Annotated in this window: 15 protein-coding genes; 11 read left to right on the forward strand and 4 right to left on the reverse strand. The window is 67.3% G+C overall.

Features of this window, described 5'->3' with window-relative positions:
* The first annotated feature begins 1 nt into the window (after nt 1).
* The 11 genes from znuB (at nt 2) to CFY91_RS11570 (ending at nt 11,823) form a co-directional block, all read left to right on the forward strand.
* A complete protein-coding gene (znuB, locus tag CFY91_RS11520) occupies nt 2-790 on the forward strand; it encodes a zinc ABC transporter permease subunit ZnuB (RefSeq protein ID WP_093986557.1) in 789 nt (262 codons plus the stop codon).
* 103 nt (nt 791-893) lie between these two features.
* Complete coding sequence (locus CFY91_RS11525) at nt 894-1,715, forward strand: hypothetical protein (protein WP_133063686.1); 822 nt, start codon at nt 894-896, stop codon at nt 1,713-1,715.
* Nucleotides 1,716-1,874: 159 nt separating this feature from the next.
* Nucleotides 1,875-2,882, forward strand: a complete 1,008-nt coding sequence (locus CFY91_RS11530; protein ID WP_093986515.1) for a methionine ABC transporter ATP-binding protein — start codon at nt 1,875-1,877, stop codon at nt 2,880-2,882.
* Nucleotides 2,882-3,547 (forward strand): methionine ABC transporter permease, encoded by a 666-nt coding sequence (locus tag CFY91_RS11535; RefSeq protein WP_093986516.1) that lies wholly within the window; start codon nt 2,882-2,884, stop codon nt 3,545-3,547. The genes CFY91_RS11530 and CFY91_RS11535 overlap by 1 nt, the downstream gene beginning before the upstream one ends.
* A gap of 49 nt (nt 3,548-3,596) precedes the next feature.
* A complete protein-coding gene (locus CFY91_RS11540) occupies nt 3,597-4,367 on the forward strand; it encodes a MetQ/NlpA family ABC transporter substrate-binding protein (RefSeq protein ID WP_093986517.1) in 771 nt (256 codons plus the stop codon).
* A gap of 145 nt (nt 4,368-4,512) precedes the next feature.
* Nucleotides 4,513-6,543 carry a TonB-dependent receptor plug domain-containing protein gene (locus tag CFY91_RS11545; RefSeq protein ID WP_093986518.1) on the forward strand — a complete coding sequence of 677 codons (2,031 nt, stop codon included), beginning with the start codon at nt 4,513-4,515 and terminating at the stop codon, nt 6,541-6,543.
* Between the two features lie 179 nt (nt 6,544-6,722).
* Nucleotides 6,723-7,820, forward strand: a complete 1,098-nt coding sequence (locus tag CFY91_RS11550; RefSeq protein ID WP_093986519.1) for an NADH:flavin oxidoreductase/NADH oxidase — start codon at nt 6,723-6,725, stop codon at nt 7,818-7,820.
* Between the two features lie 127 nt (nt 7,821-7,947).
* Nucleotides 7,948-8,949 carry an ABC transporter substrate-binding protein gene (locus tag CFY91_RS11555; protein ID WP_093986520.1) on the forward strand — a complete coding sequence of 334 codons (1,002 nt, stop codon included), beginning with the start codon at nt 7,948-7,950 and terminating at the stop codon, nt 8,947-8,949.
* Nucleotides 8,946-9,737 (forward strand): ABC transporter permease, encoded by a 792-nt coding sequence (locus CFY91_RS11560; RefSeq protein WP_093986521.1) that lies wholly within the window; start codon nt 8,946-8,948, stop codon nt 9,735-9,737. The genes CFY91_RS11555 and CFY91_RS11560 overlap by 4 nt, the downstream gene beginning before the upstream one ends.
* Nucleotides 9,734-10,579 carry an ABC transporter ATP-binding protein gene (locus CFY91_RS11565; RefSeq protein WP_093986522.1) on the forward strand — a complete coding sequence of 282 codons (846 nt, stop codon included), beginning with the start codon at nt 9,734-9,736 and terminating at the stop codon, nt 10,577-10,579. The genes CFY91_RS11560 and CFY91_RS11565 overlap by 4 nt, the downstream gene beginning before the upstream one ends.
* Nucleotides 10,573-11,823: an NnrS family protein gene (locus CFY91_RS11570; protein ID WP_093986523.1), complete on the forward strand. Its 1,251-nt coding sequence runs from the start codon at nt 10,573-10,575 to the stop codon at nt 11,821-11,823. The genes CFY91_RS11565 and CFY91_RS11570 overlap by 7 nt, the downstream gene beginning before the upstream one ends.
* Here CFY91_RS11570 and CFY91_RS11575 read toward each other — a convergent pair.
* The 4 genes from CFY91_RS11575 to CFY91_RS11590 form a co-directional block, all read right to left on the reverse strand.
* The gene (locus CFY91_RS11575; protein WP_093986524.1) at nt 11,820-13,862 is read right to left on the reverse strand and encodes a site-specific recombinase; all 2,043 of its coding nucleotides are present in this window, start codon (nt 13,860-13,862) and stop codon (nt 11,820-11,822) included. The two genes, CFY91_RS11570 and CFY91_RS11575, sit on opposite strands and share 4 nt — an antisense overlap.
* Nucleotides 13,863-13,950: 88 nt before the next feature.
* Entirely contained in the window at nt 13,951-14,838 is an 888-nt protein-coding gene (locus tag CFY91_RS11580; RefSeq protein WP_093986525.1) for a D-hexose-6-phosphate mutarotase, read from the reverse strand.
* A gap of 1 nt (nt 14,839) precedes the next feature.
* Complete coding sequence (locus CFY91_RS11585; protein WP_093986526.1) at nt 14,840-15,241, reverse strand: acyl-CoA thioesterase; 402 nt, start codon at nt 15,239-15,241, stop codon at nt 14,840-14,842.
* A 110-nt stretch (nt 15,242-15,351) separates the two neighbouring features.
* On the reverse strand, nt 15,352-15,870 hold the full coding sequence (locus tag CFY91_RS11590; RefSeq protein ID WP_093986527.1) for a lipocalin family protein: 519 nt from the start codon (nt 15,868-15,870) through the stop codon (nt 15,352-15,354).
* Between the last annotated feature and the right edge of the window lie 131 nt (nt 15,871-16,001).

Here is a 16,001-nt window from a genome sequence, read left to right on the forward strand (position 1 = left end):
CATGCCCGACTTTCTCCTGCATGCCCTGCTCGCCGGCCTGGCGCTGGCGCTGGTGGCTGGCCCGCTGGGCTCCTTCGTGGTCTGGCGGCGCATGGCCTATTTTGGTGACACCCTGTCGCACGCGGCGCTGTTTGGCGTGGCCATCGGCCTGCTGCTGGATATCAGCCCGACCCTGGCGGTCACCGTCGGTTGCCTGCTGTTGGCGCTGTTGTTGGTGACCCTGCAGCAGCGCCAGCCACTGGCTTCCGACACGCTGCTGGGCATCCTCGCGCACAGCACCCTGTCGCTGGGCCTGGTGACCCTGAGTTTCATGCCCGAAGTGCGTATCGACCTGATGAGCTACCTGTTCGGTGACCTGTTGGCGGTGAGCCGCGAGGACCTGTACTGGATAGTCGCGGGCAGTGCGCTGGTGCTGCTGATACTCGTGCCGCTGTGGCGACCGCTGCTGGCGATTACCGTGCATGAGGAGCTGGCGCGGGTCGAAGGGCTGCCGGTGGCGGCCATTCGTCTGGCGCTGATGCTGCTGATTGCCCTGGTTATCGCGGTGGCCATGAAGATCGTCGGGGTGCTGCTGATCACCTCGCTGCTGATCATTCCGGCCGCCGCCGCGCAGCGCCATGCGCGCACCCCGGAACAGATGGCGCTGGGCGCCAGCCTGCTCGGCCTGCTCGCGGTGTGTGGCGGGCTCAGTCTGTCGTGGTTCCAGGACACCCCGGCCGGCCCATCGATTGTGGTCTGTGCCGCAGCACTGTTTTTGCTCAGCTTTCTGCTGCGTCGGCGCGCAGTGTAGAATTTGCCGCGCCATGCGGGTGCGACCCCATGAGTCAGCTTTTGACGAACGGTCCGCCGGGCGCGTGATCATTTCCCCCACTGCGCTGCCCGGTCTGCCTGTCATGAACCTGTCCCGCCTGCTGCTTGTGTCTTTGCTGATCTGCCCGTCGTTGCAGGCGGACAACCTGCCGCCGGTGGATGAAAACGTGCAGGCCCTGCGTGTGCTGGAGCAGCAGCTGGGGGCCGGTCGCCTGGCCGATGCCGAGCGTCAGCTGCAGGGCCTGCAGCAGCGCATTCCCGGGGATACCCGCTTGCAGGGTGCGCGCCGCCTGCTGGCCGCCGCCTATCTGGCGCAGGGCCGCCGCCACCTGGCCTCGGGGGATCTGGCGGCTGCCGGGCAAGCCTTGCAGCAGGCGCGTCGTCACCTGCCCAACGCCGATGAGGATGCTGCCCTGGAGCGCGATATCGGCGCTGCCCGAGCAGCTGCCGAGGCGCGTGCGCAAGCCCAGGCGCTGGCCGCGCAACAGGCCGAGGCGCAGCGTCTACAGGCCTTGCGCCAGGCCGAGCAGGCCCGCGCCGCACAGGCGCAGGCACTGGCTGCCGAACAGGCCCGTGCAGCCGCAGCGGCTGCGGCCGAAGCGGCGCGTCGTGAACCGCAACATATTGACCTGAGCAAGCCGCTTAACCAGATTGCCCTGCCCATGCTGGATCAGCAGGACAACCAGGCGCTGCGTGAGCTGCTCGATGGCGTGGCCGCCGATCTGGTGCAGTTCGACTGCCGCTTGCAGATCCAGGTGCGCCAGGTGCGTGACTACGCCTGGGTGGCGGCCCTGCTGGCGGCGCGGGTGAAGAGGCTGGACAGCCACTATGAGCTGCAGCCCCGGCAGTTGCTGGTGCCCGAGCAGGCCCCGCAGCTGCTGCTGGATCACTGTCGACAGGGTTGATCGGGCAGACAGTTTTCCGACAAAAGGCTATAAGCATAGGTCTATAAAGATTTTTGCGACCTATGCCGCTGCGGGTAGACTTCCCCGCCTGCATCCGTCTATCCGGCTGTCACGTCGCCATCCGCGCTGTGTCTGCCTGCAAGCCCAAAAGGTTTATCCGTGATCGAACTGCACCAGGTGCACAAGGCCTACCAGGTCAATGGCCGAGACATTCCCGCGCTGCACCCCTGCGACCTGCACATTGGCCGGGGCGAGGTGTTCGGCCTGATTGGCCACTCCGGCGCCGGCAAGAGCACCCTGCTGCGCCTGCTCAATCGCCTGGAGCAGCCCAGTGGCGGGCGCATCGTCATCGATGGCGAGGACGTCACCGCACTGGACAGCCAGGGCCTGCGGCGTTTCCGCCAGCGCCTGGGCATGATCTTCCAGCACTTCAACCTGCTGTCCTCGAAGACCGTGGCGGAAAACGTCGGCATGCCATTGCAGCTGGCCGGCGAATTGTCGCGCCGGGCCATCGCCCAGCGTGTCGATGAGCTGCTGCAGCGCGTCGGCCTGGCCGAGCAGGCGCACAAGTATCCGGCACAGCTGTCCGGCGGGCAGAAGCAGCGGGTCGGCATTGCCCGCGCCCTGGCGACGGCACCGAAGATCCTGCTGTGCGACGAGGCGACCAGTGCGCTCGATCCGCAGACTACCGGGCAGGTCCTGCAGCTGCTGGCCGAGCTCAACCGCGAGCTGGGCCTGACCATCGTGCTGATCACCCACGAGATGGACGTGATCCGCCGGGTCTGTGACCGCGTGGCGGTCATGGACGCCGGGCGCATCGTCGAGCAGGGCGCGGTGGCCCAGGTATTCCTGCACCCGCAGCATCCCACCACGCAGCGCTTCGTCCAGGAAGATGAGGCGGTGGACGCCGACGCGCAGCACGCCGACTTCGCCCATGTGCCGGGACGCATCCTGCGTCTGACCTTCCAGGGCGAGGCGACCTACGCACCGCTGCTTGGTCAGGTGGCGCGCCGCAGCGGCGTCGATTACAGCATCCTGGCCGGGCGCATCGACCGCATCAAAGACGTGCCCTACGGCCAGTTGACCCTGGCCCTGACCGGCGGCGACATCGACGCCGCGCTGGCCTGCTTCCAGGCCGCCGACGTGCATCTGGAGGTGCTGCGCTGATGGACGCCTTCTTCAGCCATATCGACTGGTACGAGATTGGTCTGGCCAGTCTGGACACCCTGCTCATGCTCGGCGGTTCGCTGCTGTTCACCGTGCTGCTCGGCCTGCCGCTGGGCGTGCTGCTGTTCCTCTGCGGGCCGCGTCAGCTGTTCGATAACCGCGGCCTGTATGCGCTGCTCTCGCTGTTGGTCAACGTGCTGCGCTCGCTGCCATTCATCATCCTGCTGATCGTGATGATTCCGCTGACCCTGCTGCTGACCGGCACCTCGCTGGGCGTGGCCGGGGCCATTCCGCCGCTGGTGGCCGGTGCCACGCCGTTCTTCGCACGGCTGGTGGAAACCGCGCTGCGCGAAGTCGATCGCGGCATCATCGAGGCCACCCAGGCGATGGGCGCCAGCACCCGGCAGATCATCTTCCGCGCGCTACTCCCGGAGGCGCGTCCGGGCATCATCGCGGCCATCACGGTTACCGCCATCACCCTGGTGTCCTACACGGCGATGGCCGGCGTGGTGGGGGCGGGCGGCCTCGGCGACCTGGCCATCCGTTTCGGCTACCAGCGTTTCCAGACCGACGTGATGCTGGTTACCGTGGTGCTCATGCTGCTCCTCGTGCAGCTGCTGCAGAGCCTGGGTGATCGCCTGGTGCAGCACTACTCGCGCAAATGATCCGGGGCTACCCGCCCTTTTACCGACTGTCCCAAAAGGAAGCCTTGTCATGAAAAAACTGCTGCTCAGCCTTGCCGCCGTTGCCACCTTCGCGGTGCAGGCAGAAACCCTGCAAGTGGCCGCCACGCCGGTGCCGCACGCGGAAATCCTCGAGTTCATCAAGCCCAAGCTGGCTGCCGAAGGCATCGAGCTGCAGGTCAAGGTGTTCACCGACTATGTGCAGCCGAACATCCAGGTGGCGGAGAAGCGTCTGGATGCCAACTTCTTCCAGCACCAGCCGTATCTGGATGAGTTCAACAAGACCAAGGGCACCGAACTGGTCAGCGTGGCCGGCGTGCACATCGAGCCGTTCGGTGTTTACTCGGCGCGCCTGAAGAGCCTCGATGCGCTGCCCGAGGGCGCCAGCGTGGTGATCCCCAACGACGCCACCAACGGTGGCCGCGCGCTGCTGCTGCTGGCCAAGGCCGGGGTGCTCAGCCTCAAGCCGGAAGCCGGCATCACCGCGTCGGCGCGTGACATTCTCGACAACCCCAAGCGCCTCAAGGTGCGTGAGCTGGAAGCGGCGACCCTGCCGCGCGTGCTCAACCAGGTCGACCTGGCGCTGATCAACACCAACTACGCGCTGGAAGCCGGCCTCAAGCCGACCCAGGACGCGCTGCTGATCGAAGGCAGCGACTCGCCCTACGTGAACATCCTGGTGGCGCGTGCCGACAACCAGCACAGTGCGGCCATGCACAAGCTGGTCGAACACCTGCACAGCGAGGCAGTGCGTAGCTTCATTCAGGAGAAGTACCAGGGCGCCGTGGTTCCGGCTTTCTGAGCCCAGCCGACCCCTGAGTTGTCCCACAGAGCCCGCCCAGTGCGGGCTCTGTGCTGTGCGGCGGTGAATCTTGATTCTAATCAAATGATAAAGATTGTTATTTAGATTAGTATCAGTTCACACATCGCACGTCCTCAGGTGTCTCATGCGCTTTCTTCTCCACCCGCTTGCCCTTGCCTGCCTGAGTGCCGCCAGCCTGGCGGCGCAGGCCAATACGCTGAGCCTCGACAGCACCGTAGTGACCGCACGCGGCTATGCCAGCGACAGTTTCGACACGCCGCAGGCCATCGAAGTACTGCAGCCGGCACCTGGCAGCAGCGCGCCGGCCGGCAGCCTGCTACGTGGCCAGCCGGGCCTGGCGGTGCAGAGCGATGGCGCCTGGGGGCAAAACCCGGTGCTGCGCGGCCTGAAGAAGGAAAGCGTGGTGGTGATGGTCGACGGCATTCGCGTCAACTCGGCACAGCCGCAGGGGGCGCTGGCCTCCTTCCTCGATCTCGGCCTGCTCGAGCGCATGGAGGTGGTCAAGGGGCCGGGTTCGGTGCTGTATGGCAGCGGTGCGATGGGCGGGGTGGTCAACCTGCTGACCCCGCAAGCCGAGTTCTCCGCGCAGCGTGAACAGGGCGGGCGCTTCGGCGTGGCGGCCAGCAGTGTCGACAAGGGCTTCAGCGGCGCACTGACCGTGCATGACAGCAGCAGCGAGCATGCCGTGTTGCTGGGCCTGGCCGGGCGTGACGTCGGCGACTACAAAAGCCCGCAGGATCGGGAAAAGAACACCGGTTACCAGTCGGACAGCCTGCTGCTCAAGTATCAGCAGAAAATCGCCGAGGACTATGTGGCGCGGCTCAACCTGCAGCGGCATGTCGACGAGGATGTCTGGTATCCCGGCTCCACCCGTCCGGTGGCGATGCCGCCGACGGTGGGCATCGCCACCATCCACTCGCCCCGCCAGGAGCGCGAACTGTACAGCCTGGGCCTGGATGCGCCGCTGGGCGAGGGAACCCTGTCCAGCGAGGTGTACCGCCAGGAAGTGTTCCGGCAGATTCGTGCCTATTCCAGCCGTCTGCAGCGCAACTACGTGGAGAACGACGTCAGCTTCATTACCCATGGCCTGCGCAGTGCCTGGACGACCCCGCTGGGCGACAACCACCGGCTGACCCTGGGCGCGGAAACCTGGAAGATGACCGGTGACCCGCAGCGCTTCATGTCGCCGCTGCCGAGTGGCGTGCGGATTCTCAACAACCCCTTCGAGGACGGCGAGCTGCGCTCCAGCGGGCTGTTCCTGCAGGATGAGTTCAGCCTGGGGCAGAGCCAGTTCACCGCCGGCCTGCGCTATGACCGCAACCGCGGCGATGCCAGGGTCAAGGGCGGCACGCAGACCAGCGGGCTGGACAACACCGACCACAACCTGTCCTGGTCGCTGGGCGTGGTGCAGCCGCTGAGCGCCACGCTCAACCTGTATGCCAACCTCGGCCAGGCCTACCGCACCCCGGACATGCGTGAACGCTTCGAGGACTCGGCGCGCGGTGATGGCTACTACCATGTCGGCAACCCGCAGCTGGAGGCCGAGCGTTCCAGCAGCTTCGAGCTGGGCCTGAAGGGCCGTGACGCCGGGCTGAGCTACCAGCTGGCGGCGTTCCATACGCGCATCGACGATTACATCGCCGGCCGGGTGACCGGGCAGGTTACCCCGCAGGGGCCGGTCAAGCGCACCGAGAACCTCGACCAGGTGGTGATCTACGGCCTGGAGGGCGGCCTGCAGCTGCCGCTGGGCGCCTTCACCGTGGATGCCGGCTTTACCTGGCTGCGCGGCAACAACCAGCAGGATGACGAGCCGCTCTACCAGATGCCGGCCAGCGAGTTGCGCCTGGGCATCGGCCAGCCTGCCGAGCAGGGCCTGTACTGGCACGCCGGATTGCGTGCGGTGGCGGCGCAGAACCGCGTCGCCACGCGCTTCAGCAATGGCACGGAGAACAAGACTGACGGCTTCGTCACGGCCGACGCCAGCCTGGGCTACGGCTTCGGCGCGCTGGGCGTGCTGAAGACCGCCAACCTCGACCTGCGCCTGAGCAACCTGGCCAACAAGCAGTACCACGAGCACCTCACCGACGGTGTCAGCGGCCAGGAGCTGGCGGCTCCCGGGCGTGGCGCGACGCTGGCCTTCAGCGGCAGCTTCTGAGTGCCCGACCGCCCCGGGCCTGGCTGTGCAGGCAGCCCGGGGCGGTATGCACGGCATCGATAGTTGCCATCACGGCATTCGAATTACCCTCGCAGGCCCGGCTGGCTAACATGCCGCCTCGTCGTTCGCTGCCCGGTGTGGTGGCGAACCTGCTCTGTGCTTGCCCGCGAGGAATCCGCATGTCTGCCCTGTTCAGCCCGTTGCAGGTAAAAAGTCTCACCCTGCGTAACCGTATTGCCGTGGCCCCCATGTGCCAGTACTCGGCCAGCGAAGGCCTGGCTAATGACTGGCACCTGCATCATTACGCCGGTCTGGCCCGCGGAGGGGCCGGCCTGGTAGTGGTCGAGGCTACGGCGGTGGCGGCGGAGGGGCGTATCAGTCCGGCCTGTCTCGGCCTGTGGAACGACCAGCAGGCGCAGGCCCTGGCCGGTGTGGCTCGAGCCATCAAGGCGGGTGGTGCCGTGGCGGGCATCCAGATCGCCCATGCCGGACGCAAGGCCAGCGCCAACCGCCCATGGGAAGGCGATGACCATATCGCTGAAGATGATCCGCGCGGCTGGCCGACCCTGTCGCCTTCGCCGCTGGCGTTTGGTGGTCATCTGTCGCGCCAGCCACAGGCCATGCAGCTGGAAGATATCGCCCGCGTCCAGGCAGATTTCGTGGCAGCCGCGCAGCGTGCCCTGGCGGCGGGTTTCGAGTGGCTGGAGCTGCATTTTGCGCATGGCTACCTGGCACAGAGCTTCTTCTCGCGGCATGCCAACCAGCGTACCGATCAGTACGGTGGCAGCCTGGAGAAGCGCAGCCGCTTTCTCCTGGAAACCCTCGCGGCGGTGCGTGAGGTCTGGCCGCAGCACCTGCCGCTGACGGCCCGCTTCGGGGTGATCGAATATGACGGTGATGATGAGCGCACCCTCAACGAATCCATCGCGCTGGCCAAGGCGCTGCGTCAGGGCGGGCTGGATCTGCTCAGCGTAAGCATCGGCTTCTCCACCCCGCAGGCGGACATTCCCTGGGCGCCGGCTTTCCTTGCCCCGCTAGCCGAACGGGTACGGCGCGAGGCCGACATGCCGGTGGCCTCTTCCTGGATGCTCGACAATCCGCATGACGCTGAACGGGTGATCGCCAGCGGGCAGATGGACCTGGTGATGATCGGCCGCGCCCTGCTGGCCAATCCCCACTGGCCGTTGCAGGCGGCCCGCGCACTGGGTATCGAACGGCCCACCTGGGTATTGCCGGCGCCCTATGCGCACTGGCTGGAACGCTACCAGAGCGCCTGAGTGGGTCGACAAAAAACGCCGATCTTGATTTGAGTCGCTGCAGCGAATTTGAGAAGCGTTACCATGTACACAAACGCCGCCTGGCCTGCGCGAGGCGACGTGGTCCTTGTCCATGGGAGCTTCCCTCATGCCGCGACACGCGCTTCTCGCCGGATTGATTCTGGCGCTGTTTTCCAGCCTGCTGCCGGCTGCCGACAAGCTGCCGCGCCTGGTGCTGGCCGGCCCCTACTCGGCGGTGTCCAATCCGCTGGTGCATATGGTCGACTCCGGTGCGCTGGCCGACCTGGCCGAGCAGGTCGAGTTCGTCAGCTGGCGCGACCCTGATCAGCTGCGCCTGATGGCACTGGACGGGCAGGCCTATGTGCTGGCCATGCCGGTCAACGTGGCGGCCAACCTGTACAACCGCGGGGCGTCGCTGCGCTTGCTCAACGTGTCGACCTGGGGCCTGTTGTGGATGGTCTCGCGTGAGCCGGGGCTGACCCGTATCGAAGACTTCAAGGGCCGCGAAGTGGCCATGCCGTTCCGTGGCGACATGCCCGACGTGCTGTTCGGCCTGCTTGCCGAGCGTGCCGGGCTCAACCTGCGCGAGGACGTGCGCCTGCGCTACGTGGCCAATCCGCTGGACGCCATGCAGCTGCTGCTGATGCGCCGGGTCGACCATGCCCTGCTGGCCGAGCCGGCGGTATCCATGGCGCTGCGCAAGAGCGGCTCGTTTCCCCTCGGGCTGATCGCCCCGGAACTCTATCGCAGCCTGGATATCCAGCAGGCCTGGGGATTGAGCTTTGCCCGTCAGCCACGCATCGCCCAGGCCGGCATCGCCTTGGTCGGCGCGCAGCGTGACAACCCGCAGCTGGCCGCGCGCATCGCCAGCGCCTATGCCGAGTCGCTGAACTGGTGCCAGGTCAACGCCCAGGCCTGTGGCGAACTGGTGGCCGCGCGCGTGCCGGCGCTCAGTGCCGAGGCGGTGGCCGATGCCATGGCGGTCAGCCAGATGCAGGCGGTGCCGGCCCGCGAGGCCCGTGAGGAGGTGGAGTTTCTCCTCGAGCAACTGCTGCAGCGCAACCCGGCGCTGATCGGCGGACGCCTGCCGGATGCGGCCTTCTACCTGGATGGAGACGCCCAGCCATGAGGCTGTTGCGCAGCGTGCTCGGCGAACTGCCGGCCTACCTGTGGAGTGGCTGGGGCGCGTTGTGCAGCCTGTTGTTGTTGCTGGCCGCCTGGCAGCTGGCCAGCGAGCACTATGGTTCGCTGGTGCTGGCGCAGCCGCTGGAGGCCTTTGCCGCACTGGGTCGTTTCGCCGAGGACGGCAGTCTCTGGCAGGAGCTGCTGGTCACCGGGCGCCGCGCCCTCAGTGGCCTGGCCCTGGCGCTGCTGGCCGGCAGCCTGCTGGGCCTGGCGGCCGGGGTGTCGATGACCGCTTCGATGATGTCGCGGCCGCTGGTCACCGTGCTGATGGGCATGCCGCCGATCGCCTGGCTGGTGCTGGCCATGCTGTGGTTCGGTGCCAGCGACGGTACGCCGGTGTTCACCGTGTTCGTCGCGGCGTTTCCGGTGGTGTTCGTCGGTGCGCTGCAGGGCACCCGCACGCTGGACAACCAGCTGCGCGAGATGGCCCTGGCCATGCGCCTGCCGGCGCGCCTCAAGCTGTTCGATCTGTACCTGCCGCACGTGTTTTCCTATCTGTTCCCGGCGTGGATCGCCGCACTGGGCATGTCCTGGAAGATTGTCGTGATGGCCGAGCTGCTGGCCACCCAGGATGGCGTGGGCGCCGCCCTGGCGGTGAGCCGTGCACACCTCGACAGCGCCGCCAGCATGGCCTGGATCTGTGCCGTGGTGGTGTTGCTGCTGGGCCTGGAGTACCTGTTCCTCGAACCGCTCAAGCGCGAAGTGGAACGCTGGCGGGAGAGTGGCGCATGAATAACCCTTCGTCTGCGGCGCGCCTGCGGGTGCGCGGCTTGGGCCACGAATTCGTGCGTACCCGGGTGCTCGATGACATCCACTTTGAACTGGCGGCCGGTGAGCTGTGCGCGCTGGTCGGCCCCTCGGGGTGCGGCAAGACCACCCTGCTGCACCTGTGCAACGGCCTGCTGGACGTGCAGGACGGGGTGATCGACAACGACTTCAGCAGCCAGGCCAGCATGTTCCAGCAGCCGCGCCTGCTACCCTGGCAGAGCACCCTGGACAACATTGCCCTGGGCCTCAAGGCCGCTGGTGTCGCGCGCCGCGAGCGGCAGCAGCGGGCGCGTGCCTTGGCCCTGCGCCTGGGCCTGGCGGCCAGTGACATGGACAAGTTTCCGCGCCAGCTGTCCGGCGGCATGCAGAGCCGCGTGGCGCTGGCCCGCGCGCTGCTCCTGCAACCGCAGCTGTTGCTGCTCGACGAACCCTTCTCGGCGCTGGACATCGGCCTCAAGGCGGAGCTGTACCAGTTGCTGCTCAACGAACAGGCCGAGCGCGGCATGGCGGTACTGATGATTACCCACGACCTTATGGAAGCGGTGCGCCTGTGCGACAGCATCCTGCTGATGGCCGCCGAGCCGGGGCGTATCGTCGCCCGCTACCAGCTGGCCTTGCCGGCCCTGCAGCGTGACGATGCCTGGGTCTACCAGCACACCGCCGAGCTGCTCCAGCAGCCGGCGGTACGCGCCAGCTTCGGCCTGCCGGAGCACCCTGCCCGGCCGCCGGCCGACGGCCTGGCCGGCGGTCTGCAGGTGCAGGCGCTGCCCAGCTCGCCGGGACTGCCGAGGGCTGGCCGATGCTGAGCTCGCGTTTGCTGGCGCCGCCGTTGCTGCTCTGCGCGTTCCGCCCATTCTTCCTGCTCAGCCTGCTCTGCGCGCTGCTGGCGCTGCTGCCGTGGCTGGCGTTTCTCGCCGGCTGGGGCTGGCTGCCGGCGGTGCCGGGTGGCGCGCTGGTCTGGCATGCCCACGAACTGCTGTTCGGCTTTGCCATGGCGGCGGTGGCCGGTTTTGTGCTTACCGCGGTGCCGGAGTTCACCCGCAGTGCGCCGGTGCCGCGCCGGCTGTTCGTGGCCCTGGGCCTGCTCTGGCTGCTCGGTCGTCTGTGCTTCTGGGCCAGCGGCTGGCTGGGCGTGTGGCCCAGCGCTTTGAGCAATGCCGGTTTCGGCCTGCTCCTGCTCGGCCTGCTGACGCGCCGCCTGCTCGGCGATGCGCCGCGGCGCCAGTGGCCCTTCTTCTTCGGCCTGCTGGCCATGGCCTTGCTCGGTGTGGGTTTCTACAGCGACCTGTTGCGCGGGCTGTACCCGATGCGCTGGCTGTATGCGGCCATCGGCGCACTGATGGCGCTGGTGGTGGTGGCCATGAGCCGGATCTCCATGCGCATCGTCAACGATGCGCTGGAAGCCCTGCCACTGGCCGAGGATGGCGAGCGGCGCGTCTATCGCAGCCTGCCGCCACGTCGCAACCTGGCGCTGTTCTGCATCGCCCTGTACAGCCTGGTCGAGTTCTACCTGCCGCACAGCGCGGTCAGTGGCTGGCTGGCGCTGGCGACGGCCGCCAGCCTGTGCAACCTGCTCAATGACTGGCATGTCGGGCGGGCGCTGTTCACGCGCTGGGCGTTGCTGCTGTACACGGTGTACTGGCTGATGGCGCTGGGTTACCTGCTGCTGGGTCTGCACGGACTGGGCATAGCGCTGCCAGCGAGCAGCGGTCGGCACCTGCTGACCATTGGCGGCATAGGGTTGTCGATCCTTGCCGTGCTGTGCATTGCCGGGCGCACGCACAGTGGTCATGCCCTCGATGAACGTCCCTGGGTGCCGCTGGCTGCCGGCCTGCTGGTGCTTTCTGCGCTGCTGCGTGCCCTGGCCGGTTGGCCGGGAATGCCGCTGGCGGCGCTGCAGCTGCTCAGCGGCCTGGCCTGGCTGGCGGCCTTCGGCCTGGCGCTGGCCTACCTTGGCCCGGTCTTCCTCGGCCCGCGCCCGGATGCGGGGCAGGGTTGCGAGGAGCCGCTGGATGCCCGCGGCGAGGAGCCGCCGGCGCGCTGTGGCTAATGCGGCGCTGAGTCCGTTTCCTGGTCGGTAGCGGGCAGCGGAGGTGGTGGCAGCAGCAACAGGCGCGGGGCGCTGCGGACCTGCTGGATGAAGCTGGTGAGCAGCGTACCCAGGCTGCCGACCTGTACCTGGCGCGCCTTGAGCGCTACGCGCAAGGCCAGGGTGAAGCTCACCAGCAGGTTGACCAGGCCGATCAGCAGGACCATGCCCAGCGCCTGCGCGCACAGCGCCACGCTGAGTGAACCGCTGGCGGCGCTATAGCCGATGTTCGCCGAGGAAAACGCCACGTGGCGAATATCCAGCGGTAGCCCCGTGCTATGACCTATATAGCCGGTCATGCCAAGCATCACGCCAAACAGGAAATTGCCCATCAGCGCGCCGTAGTTGTCATGCAGGTAGTCGGCAAGCCGGCCGCGCAGCGTCGCGGAAGGTAGCAGGCGCTTCAGCAGGGGATGCTGCAGCAGGCGGGCGCGCAGGTCCAGGCAGGCCGCGCGGTTGTCGAAATAGCCCGCCAGCAGTCCGGAACAGAACAGCCAGACCCCGGCAATCGCGGCATACCACAGGGCCAGGCCGTCGATGGGCGCCACGGCCTTGAGCTGGTAGGCGACCTGTGCGCTGGACAGCAGGGCCTGGCCCTGCCACAGGGCATACAGCCAGGCCAGGGCAAAGGCCAGGCTGACCGCCACCAGCACGTTGCCCAGTACGGCGGCCAGCTGCGAGCGCGTCAGGTCCACCAGCATCATGGCCAGGCGTTTCTGGTTGGCCTTGCCGCGCTCGCCACGCTCGATGTCCTGGGCCAGGCGCGCGGCGGTCATCGCCGGCTGCTTGGTGGCAATGGTGAAGTGCAGCAGGTGCACCAGGACAAAACCCAGCCCGTAGTTGAGGCTGACCAGCACGGCGCTGCTCAGCGGTGTCAGGCCCAGGTTGCCGATCTGGATCTTGATCAGGGCGAGCAGGGCAATGATGATCCCGGCGCCGCCGGCCGAGCGCAGCAGGGCCAGGTAGCCGCTGCGGTCGCGGGTGATGTAGTGCTCGCCATGATCACTGGTGTTTTCCGTGATGCTGCGTGCCAGCAGGCGTGTATTGCGCCGCCACAGCGCGCGAATGCCGCGCCGTTCATGGCCAGCCTGGACCAGTTCGAGGAACAGTTGCGCGGCCTGTCCGGCGGCCTGCTCGCGGTGTTCGGCGAAGAGGATGTCGAGCAACTGCTGCAGGCGCGCCAGGGTCTGCTCCAGGCGCTCGAGCAGGTGTGTCAGGGCAATGCTGCTGCCGCGGCTGACCATGCGTCGGCGCAGGCGCTGGATTTGCTCGGCGCACTGGGTCAGCAATACCTCGATATGTGCCAGGTCGCAGGGTGGCGGGCTGGGCTCGTGCAATGCCTGCATCTGCTGGGCTATGCACTGGGCGATTTCCCGCTGCAGGGCGACGAATGCCGAGTCGCGCTCTACCAGGCTGGGCTCCAGGCGCATGAGGTCGCGGTCCAGCTCCTCGGCAGCCACCCAGATGGCCAGCATTTCCAGGGCGTACAGGCATTCGGCACGCGCATGGCGGCGCAGGCTGGCCAGCGACTCCGGGCTGAGGGCGCGGCACAGTGCCTGGAACAGCGCAGCCCAGCGGCTGCCGCCGAGAGCTTCCAGCCAGTCCAGATCGCTGGCTCTGGGCAGCAACAGGCGTAGCACGTCGCGGGCATCCTGCAGGTTGAGGGGGGCAGGATTGAGGCGCTCGTAACAGCGTTCGATGCACTCGCGGGCAAAGCCGCGCCGGGAGAACAGGCCCAACTCGACCAGCGCCGGATACAACTGCAGGCGGCACAGCCAGGCGTGCAGGCGTTCGGCAAATGGGGCGATCAGCGCGGCCTGCGCGGGCAGCACGGCGATCAGGCTGTCCATGCGCTGGGCCGTGCTGAAGCGGCTGCGGTTGGGACGCAGCCAGGCCATCAGCTGTTGCAGGGCGGGCAGGCAGTCGTCGCTGTCGGCCTGGGCCAACGATTGCAGCAGGGCAATGGCCAGGTGGTGTTCGGTGCTGGTCTGGTCGGTCACGCGGAGACTCCCGGGCGGGCAGGGGGCGGCTGGGCGCTATTCCTGCAGTGTGCCCAACGCCAGGCTGGTCGGGCAATCGCCCATTGACTCAGCGGGCGGGCAGCGCTTGGCTGCTCAGGCGCAGCTGCAGGCTGTGTTGCGCGCCGGGGGCGAGGTGCAGGCAGTCGTCCCAGACATTCGCGGTTTCGATGCAGAGCATCTGCTGCCAGGCCTGCGCGGGGAACTGGCTGAGTCGCTGGGCCTTGTCCTGCCAGGGGTTCCAGAGGATCGCCGAGCGTGAGCCCTGGCTTTCCAGGCACAGGCGGCGCTGCCAGAGCGGGTCGTCGAGGTACAGGCAGTCCGGCAGGCCCAGGTAGATACGGTCGGTTTCCCCGCTGAAGCGCAGCGCACCCTGCTGCTGGCGCAGTTGCCAGTCGTCGAGGGTTTCCAGGTAGTGGCAGTCGTGCAGGCCGCTGACCTGTACCTGCTGGATGTCGCTGACCGCAAAGTAGCTGTGCAGGGCCTGGCTGATGGCCAGTGGCTGTGCGCCATGGTTGTGGTTGTGCAGGCGCAGGGTCAGGGCGTCGTCGAGCTGCAGGTGCAGGCTCAGGCTGGCGGTATGCGCCCAGCCCGGCAACGGCCCGCTCAGCTGCAAGCTCAGGCTAACGCCGCGCTCATCGCAAGCGCTGTCGAGCAGTTGCCAGTCACGGCTACGCGCCAGGCCGTGAAAGGGCGCACTGCCTTCGACCATGGCCTGTACGTCTGGCGGGTTGCGGCCCAGGTCGCCGAACCAGGGCCAGCACACCGGCACACCACCGCGCACACTCTGCCCGGCCTGGTAGCTGGCCTGCGGGCTGCACCACAGCAGTGGTGGCTCGCCAGCACGCTGGTAGCGGAGGATTTGCGCACCCTGGGCGAGGATGTCCAGTTCGGCGCCGGCATGCTGCAGGCGCCAGCCGGGCAGGTCGCCGAAGCGCCAGGCCTGCAGGCGAGTCATTTCAGCGCCGTGGCGGCAGCGGGCGGGTACGGCCGCTGCTGTCGATGGCGACGAATACCAGCATGGCCTCGGTGACCTTGCGCCATTCGCTGGAGTGCAGTTCATCGCTCCACACTTCGACGCGCATCTTGATCGAGCTGCGGCCGATCTCCAGGGTCTGGGTATAGAACGACAGCTGGGCGCCCACCGCTACCGGTACCAGGAAGGCCATGCGGTCGATGGCCACGGTAGCCACCCGGCCGCCGGCAATGCGACTGGCCATGGCGGTGCCGGCGAGGTCCATTTGCGAAACCAGCCAGCCGCCGTAGATATCACCGAAACCATTGCTTTCACGGGGCAGGGCGGTCAGTTGCAGGGCCAGGTCACCCTGGGGTGTGGGGTCTTCCTGTTCGAAGTCGTTCATCAGTACGGCATGCTCACGGCGCGTTGTTGTTATGGGCGCTACCACCGCCTGCCGGCGGCGCGTGGCGAGTATACGCGACCCGTGGGTCGCACGGCGACCGTGCGTGCGCTTCAGGGTTGTTCGACCCAGATCAGCTGTTCGGTGGCGAAGCCGTGCGCGCGGGCCACCGCGACAAAACGCTCGCGCAGGGCTGGGGATACCTGCGGGGTGCGTGCCAGCAGCCACAGGTAGTCGCGGTTTGGCCCGGCGACGAAGGCGTATCGGTAGTCCTGCTGGTCCAACTCGAAGATCACGTAGCTGCCGTAGAAGGGCCCGAAGAACGAAACCTTGAGGTAACCCTGGTCGCTGCTTGCGACGAAGTACGCCTTACCCACGGCCTCGCGCCAGCGGCCGCTGGCCGCGTCATAGCCGCGGTTGACCACCTGCACCTGGCCGTTGGCCTGCAGGCTGTAGTCGGCACTGACCCGGCTCAGGCCGCGCTCGAACGAGTGGTCGAGCCGCGCCACTTCGTACCACTGGCCGAGGTAGCGTGGCAGCTCGAAGGGCTGCACCGGCTGCATGCCCGCCGGCATGCCCAGGCAGCCAGTGAGTAACAGGGTGCAGCAGGTGATCAGCAGCAATTGACGCATGCTGGCGTTCCTCGTCAGTGGGCGTGTACGGGCTGAGCGCGTCACGCAATTGTCATAATCGCTTCATAGAGTGTTCACACCGGCTGCCGATACTGGCCAACGAACCAACCAACCCCGATCCGTTCCAGGAG

It is taken from the genome of Pseudomonas fluvialis (assembly GCF_002234375.1).
GTDB lineage: Bacteria > Pseudomonadota > Gammaproteobacteria > Pseudomonadales > Pseudomonadaceae > Aquipseudomonas > Aquipseudomonas fluvialis.

Excerpts from the sequence above, each read along its gene's own strand:
- CFY91_RS11570 (WP_093986523.1), top strand. The coding sequence starts at position 10,573 with ATGCTGAGCTCGCGTTTGCTGGCGCCGCCGTTGCTGCTCTGCGCGTTC.
- CFY91_RS11565 (WP_093986522.1), top strand. The coding sequence starts at position 9,734 with ATGAATAACCCTTCGTCTGCGGCGCGCCTGCGGGTGCGCGGCTTGGGC.
- CFY91_RS11535 (WP_093986516.1), top strand. The coding sequence starts at position 2,882 with ATGGACGCCTTCTTCAGCCATATCGACTGGTACGAGATTGGTCTGGCC.
- CFY91_RS11580 (WP_093986525.1), bottom strand. The coding sequence starts at position 14,838 with ATGACTCGCCTGCAGGCCTGGCGCTTCGGCGACCTGCCCGGCTGGCGC.
- CFY91_RS11590 (WP_093986527.1), bottom strand. The coding sequence starts at position 15,870 with ATGCGTCAATTGCTGCTGATCACCTGCTGCACCCTGTTACTCACTGGC.
- CFY91_RS11555 (WP_093986520.1), top strand. The coding sequence starts at position 7,948 with ATGCCGCGACACGCGCTTCTCGCCGGATTGATTCTGGCGCTGTTTTCC.
- CFY91_RS11540 (WP_093986517.1), top strand. The coding sequence starts at position 3,597 with ATGAAAAAACTGCTGCTCAGCCTTGCCGCCGTTGCCACCTTCGCGGTG.
- CFY91_RS11585 (WP_093986526.1), bottom strand. The coding sequence starts at position 15,241 with ATGAACGACTTCGAACAGGAAGACCCCACACCCCAGGGTGACCTGGCC.
- znuB (WP_093986557.1), top strand. The coding sequence starts at position 2 with ATGCCCGACTTTCTCCTGCATGCCCTGCTCGCCGGCCTGGCGCTGGCG.
- CFY91_RS11560 (WP_093986521.1), top strand. The coding sequence starts at position 8,946 with ATGAGGCTGTTGCGCAGCGTGCTCGGCGAACTGCCGGCCTACCTGTGG.
- CFY91_RS11545 (WP_093986518.1), top strand. The coding sequence starts at position 4,513 with ATGCGCTTTCTTCTCCACCCGCTTGCCCTTGCCTGCCTGAGTGCCGCC.
- CFY91_RS11525 (WP_133063686.1), top strand. The coding sequence starts at position 894 with ATGAACCTGTCCCGCCTGCTGCTTGTGTCTTTGCTGATCTGCCCGTCG.
- CFY91_RS11550 (WP_093986519.1), top strand. The coding sequence starts at position 6,723 with ATGTCTGCCCTGTTCAGCCCGTTGCAGGTAAAAAGTCTCACCCTGCGT.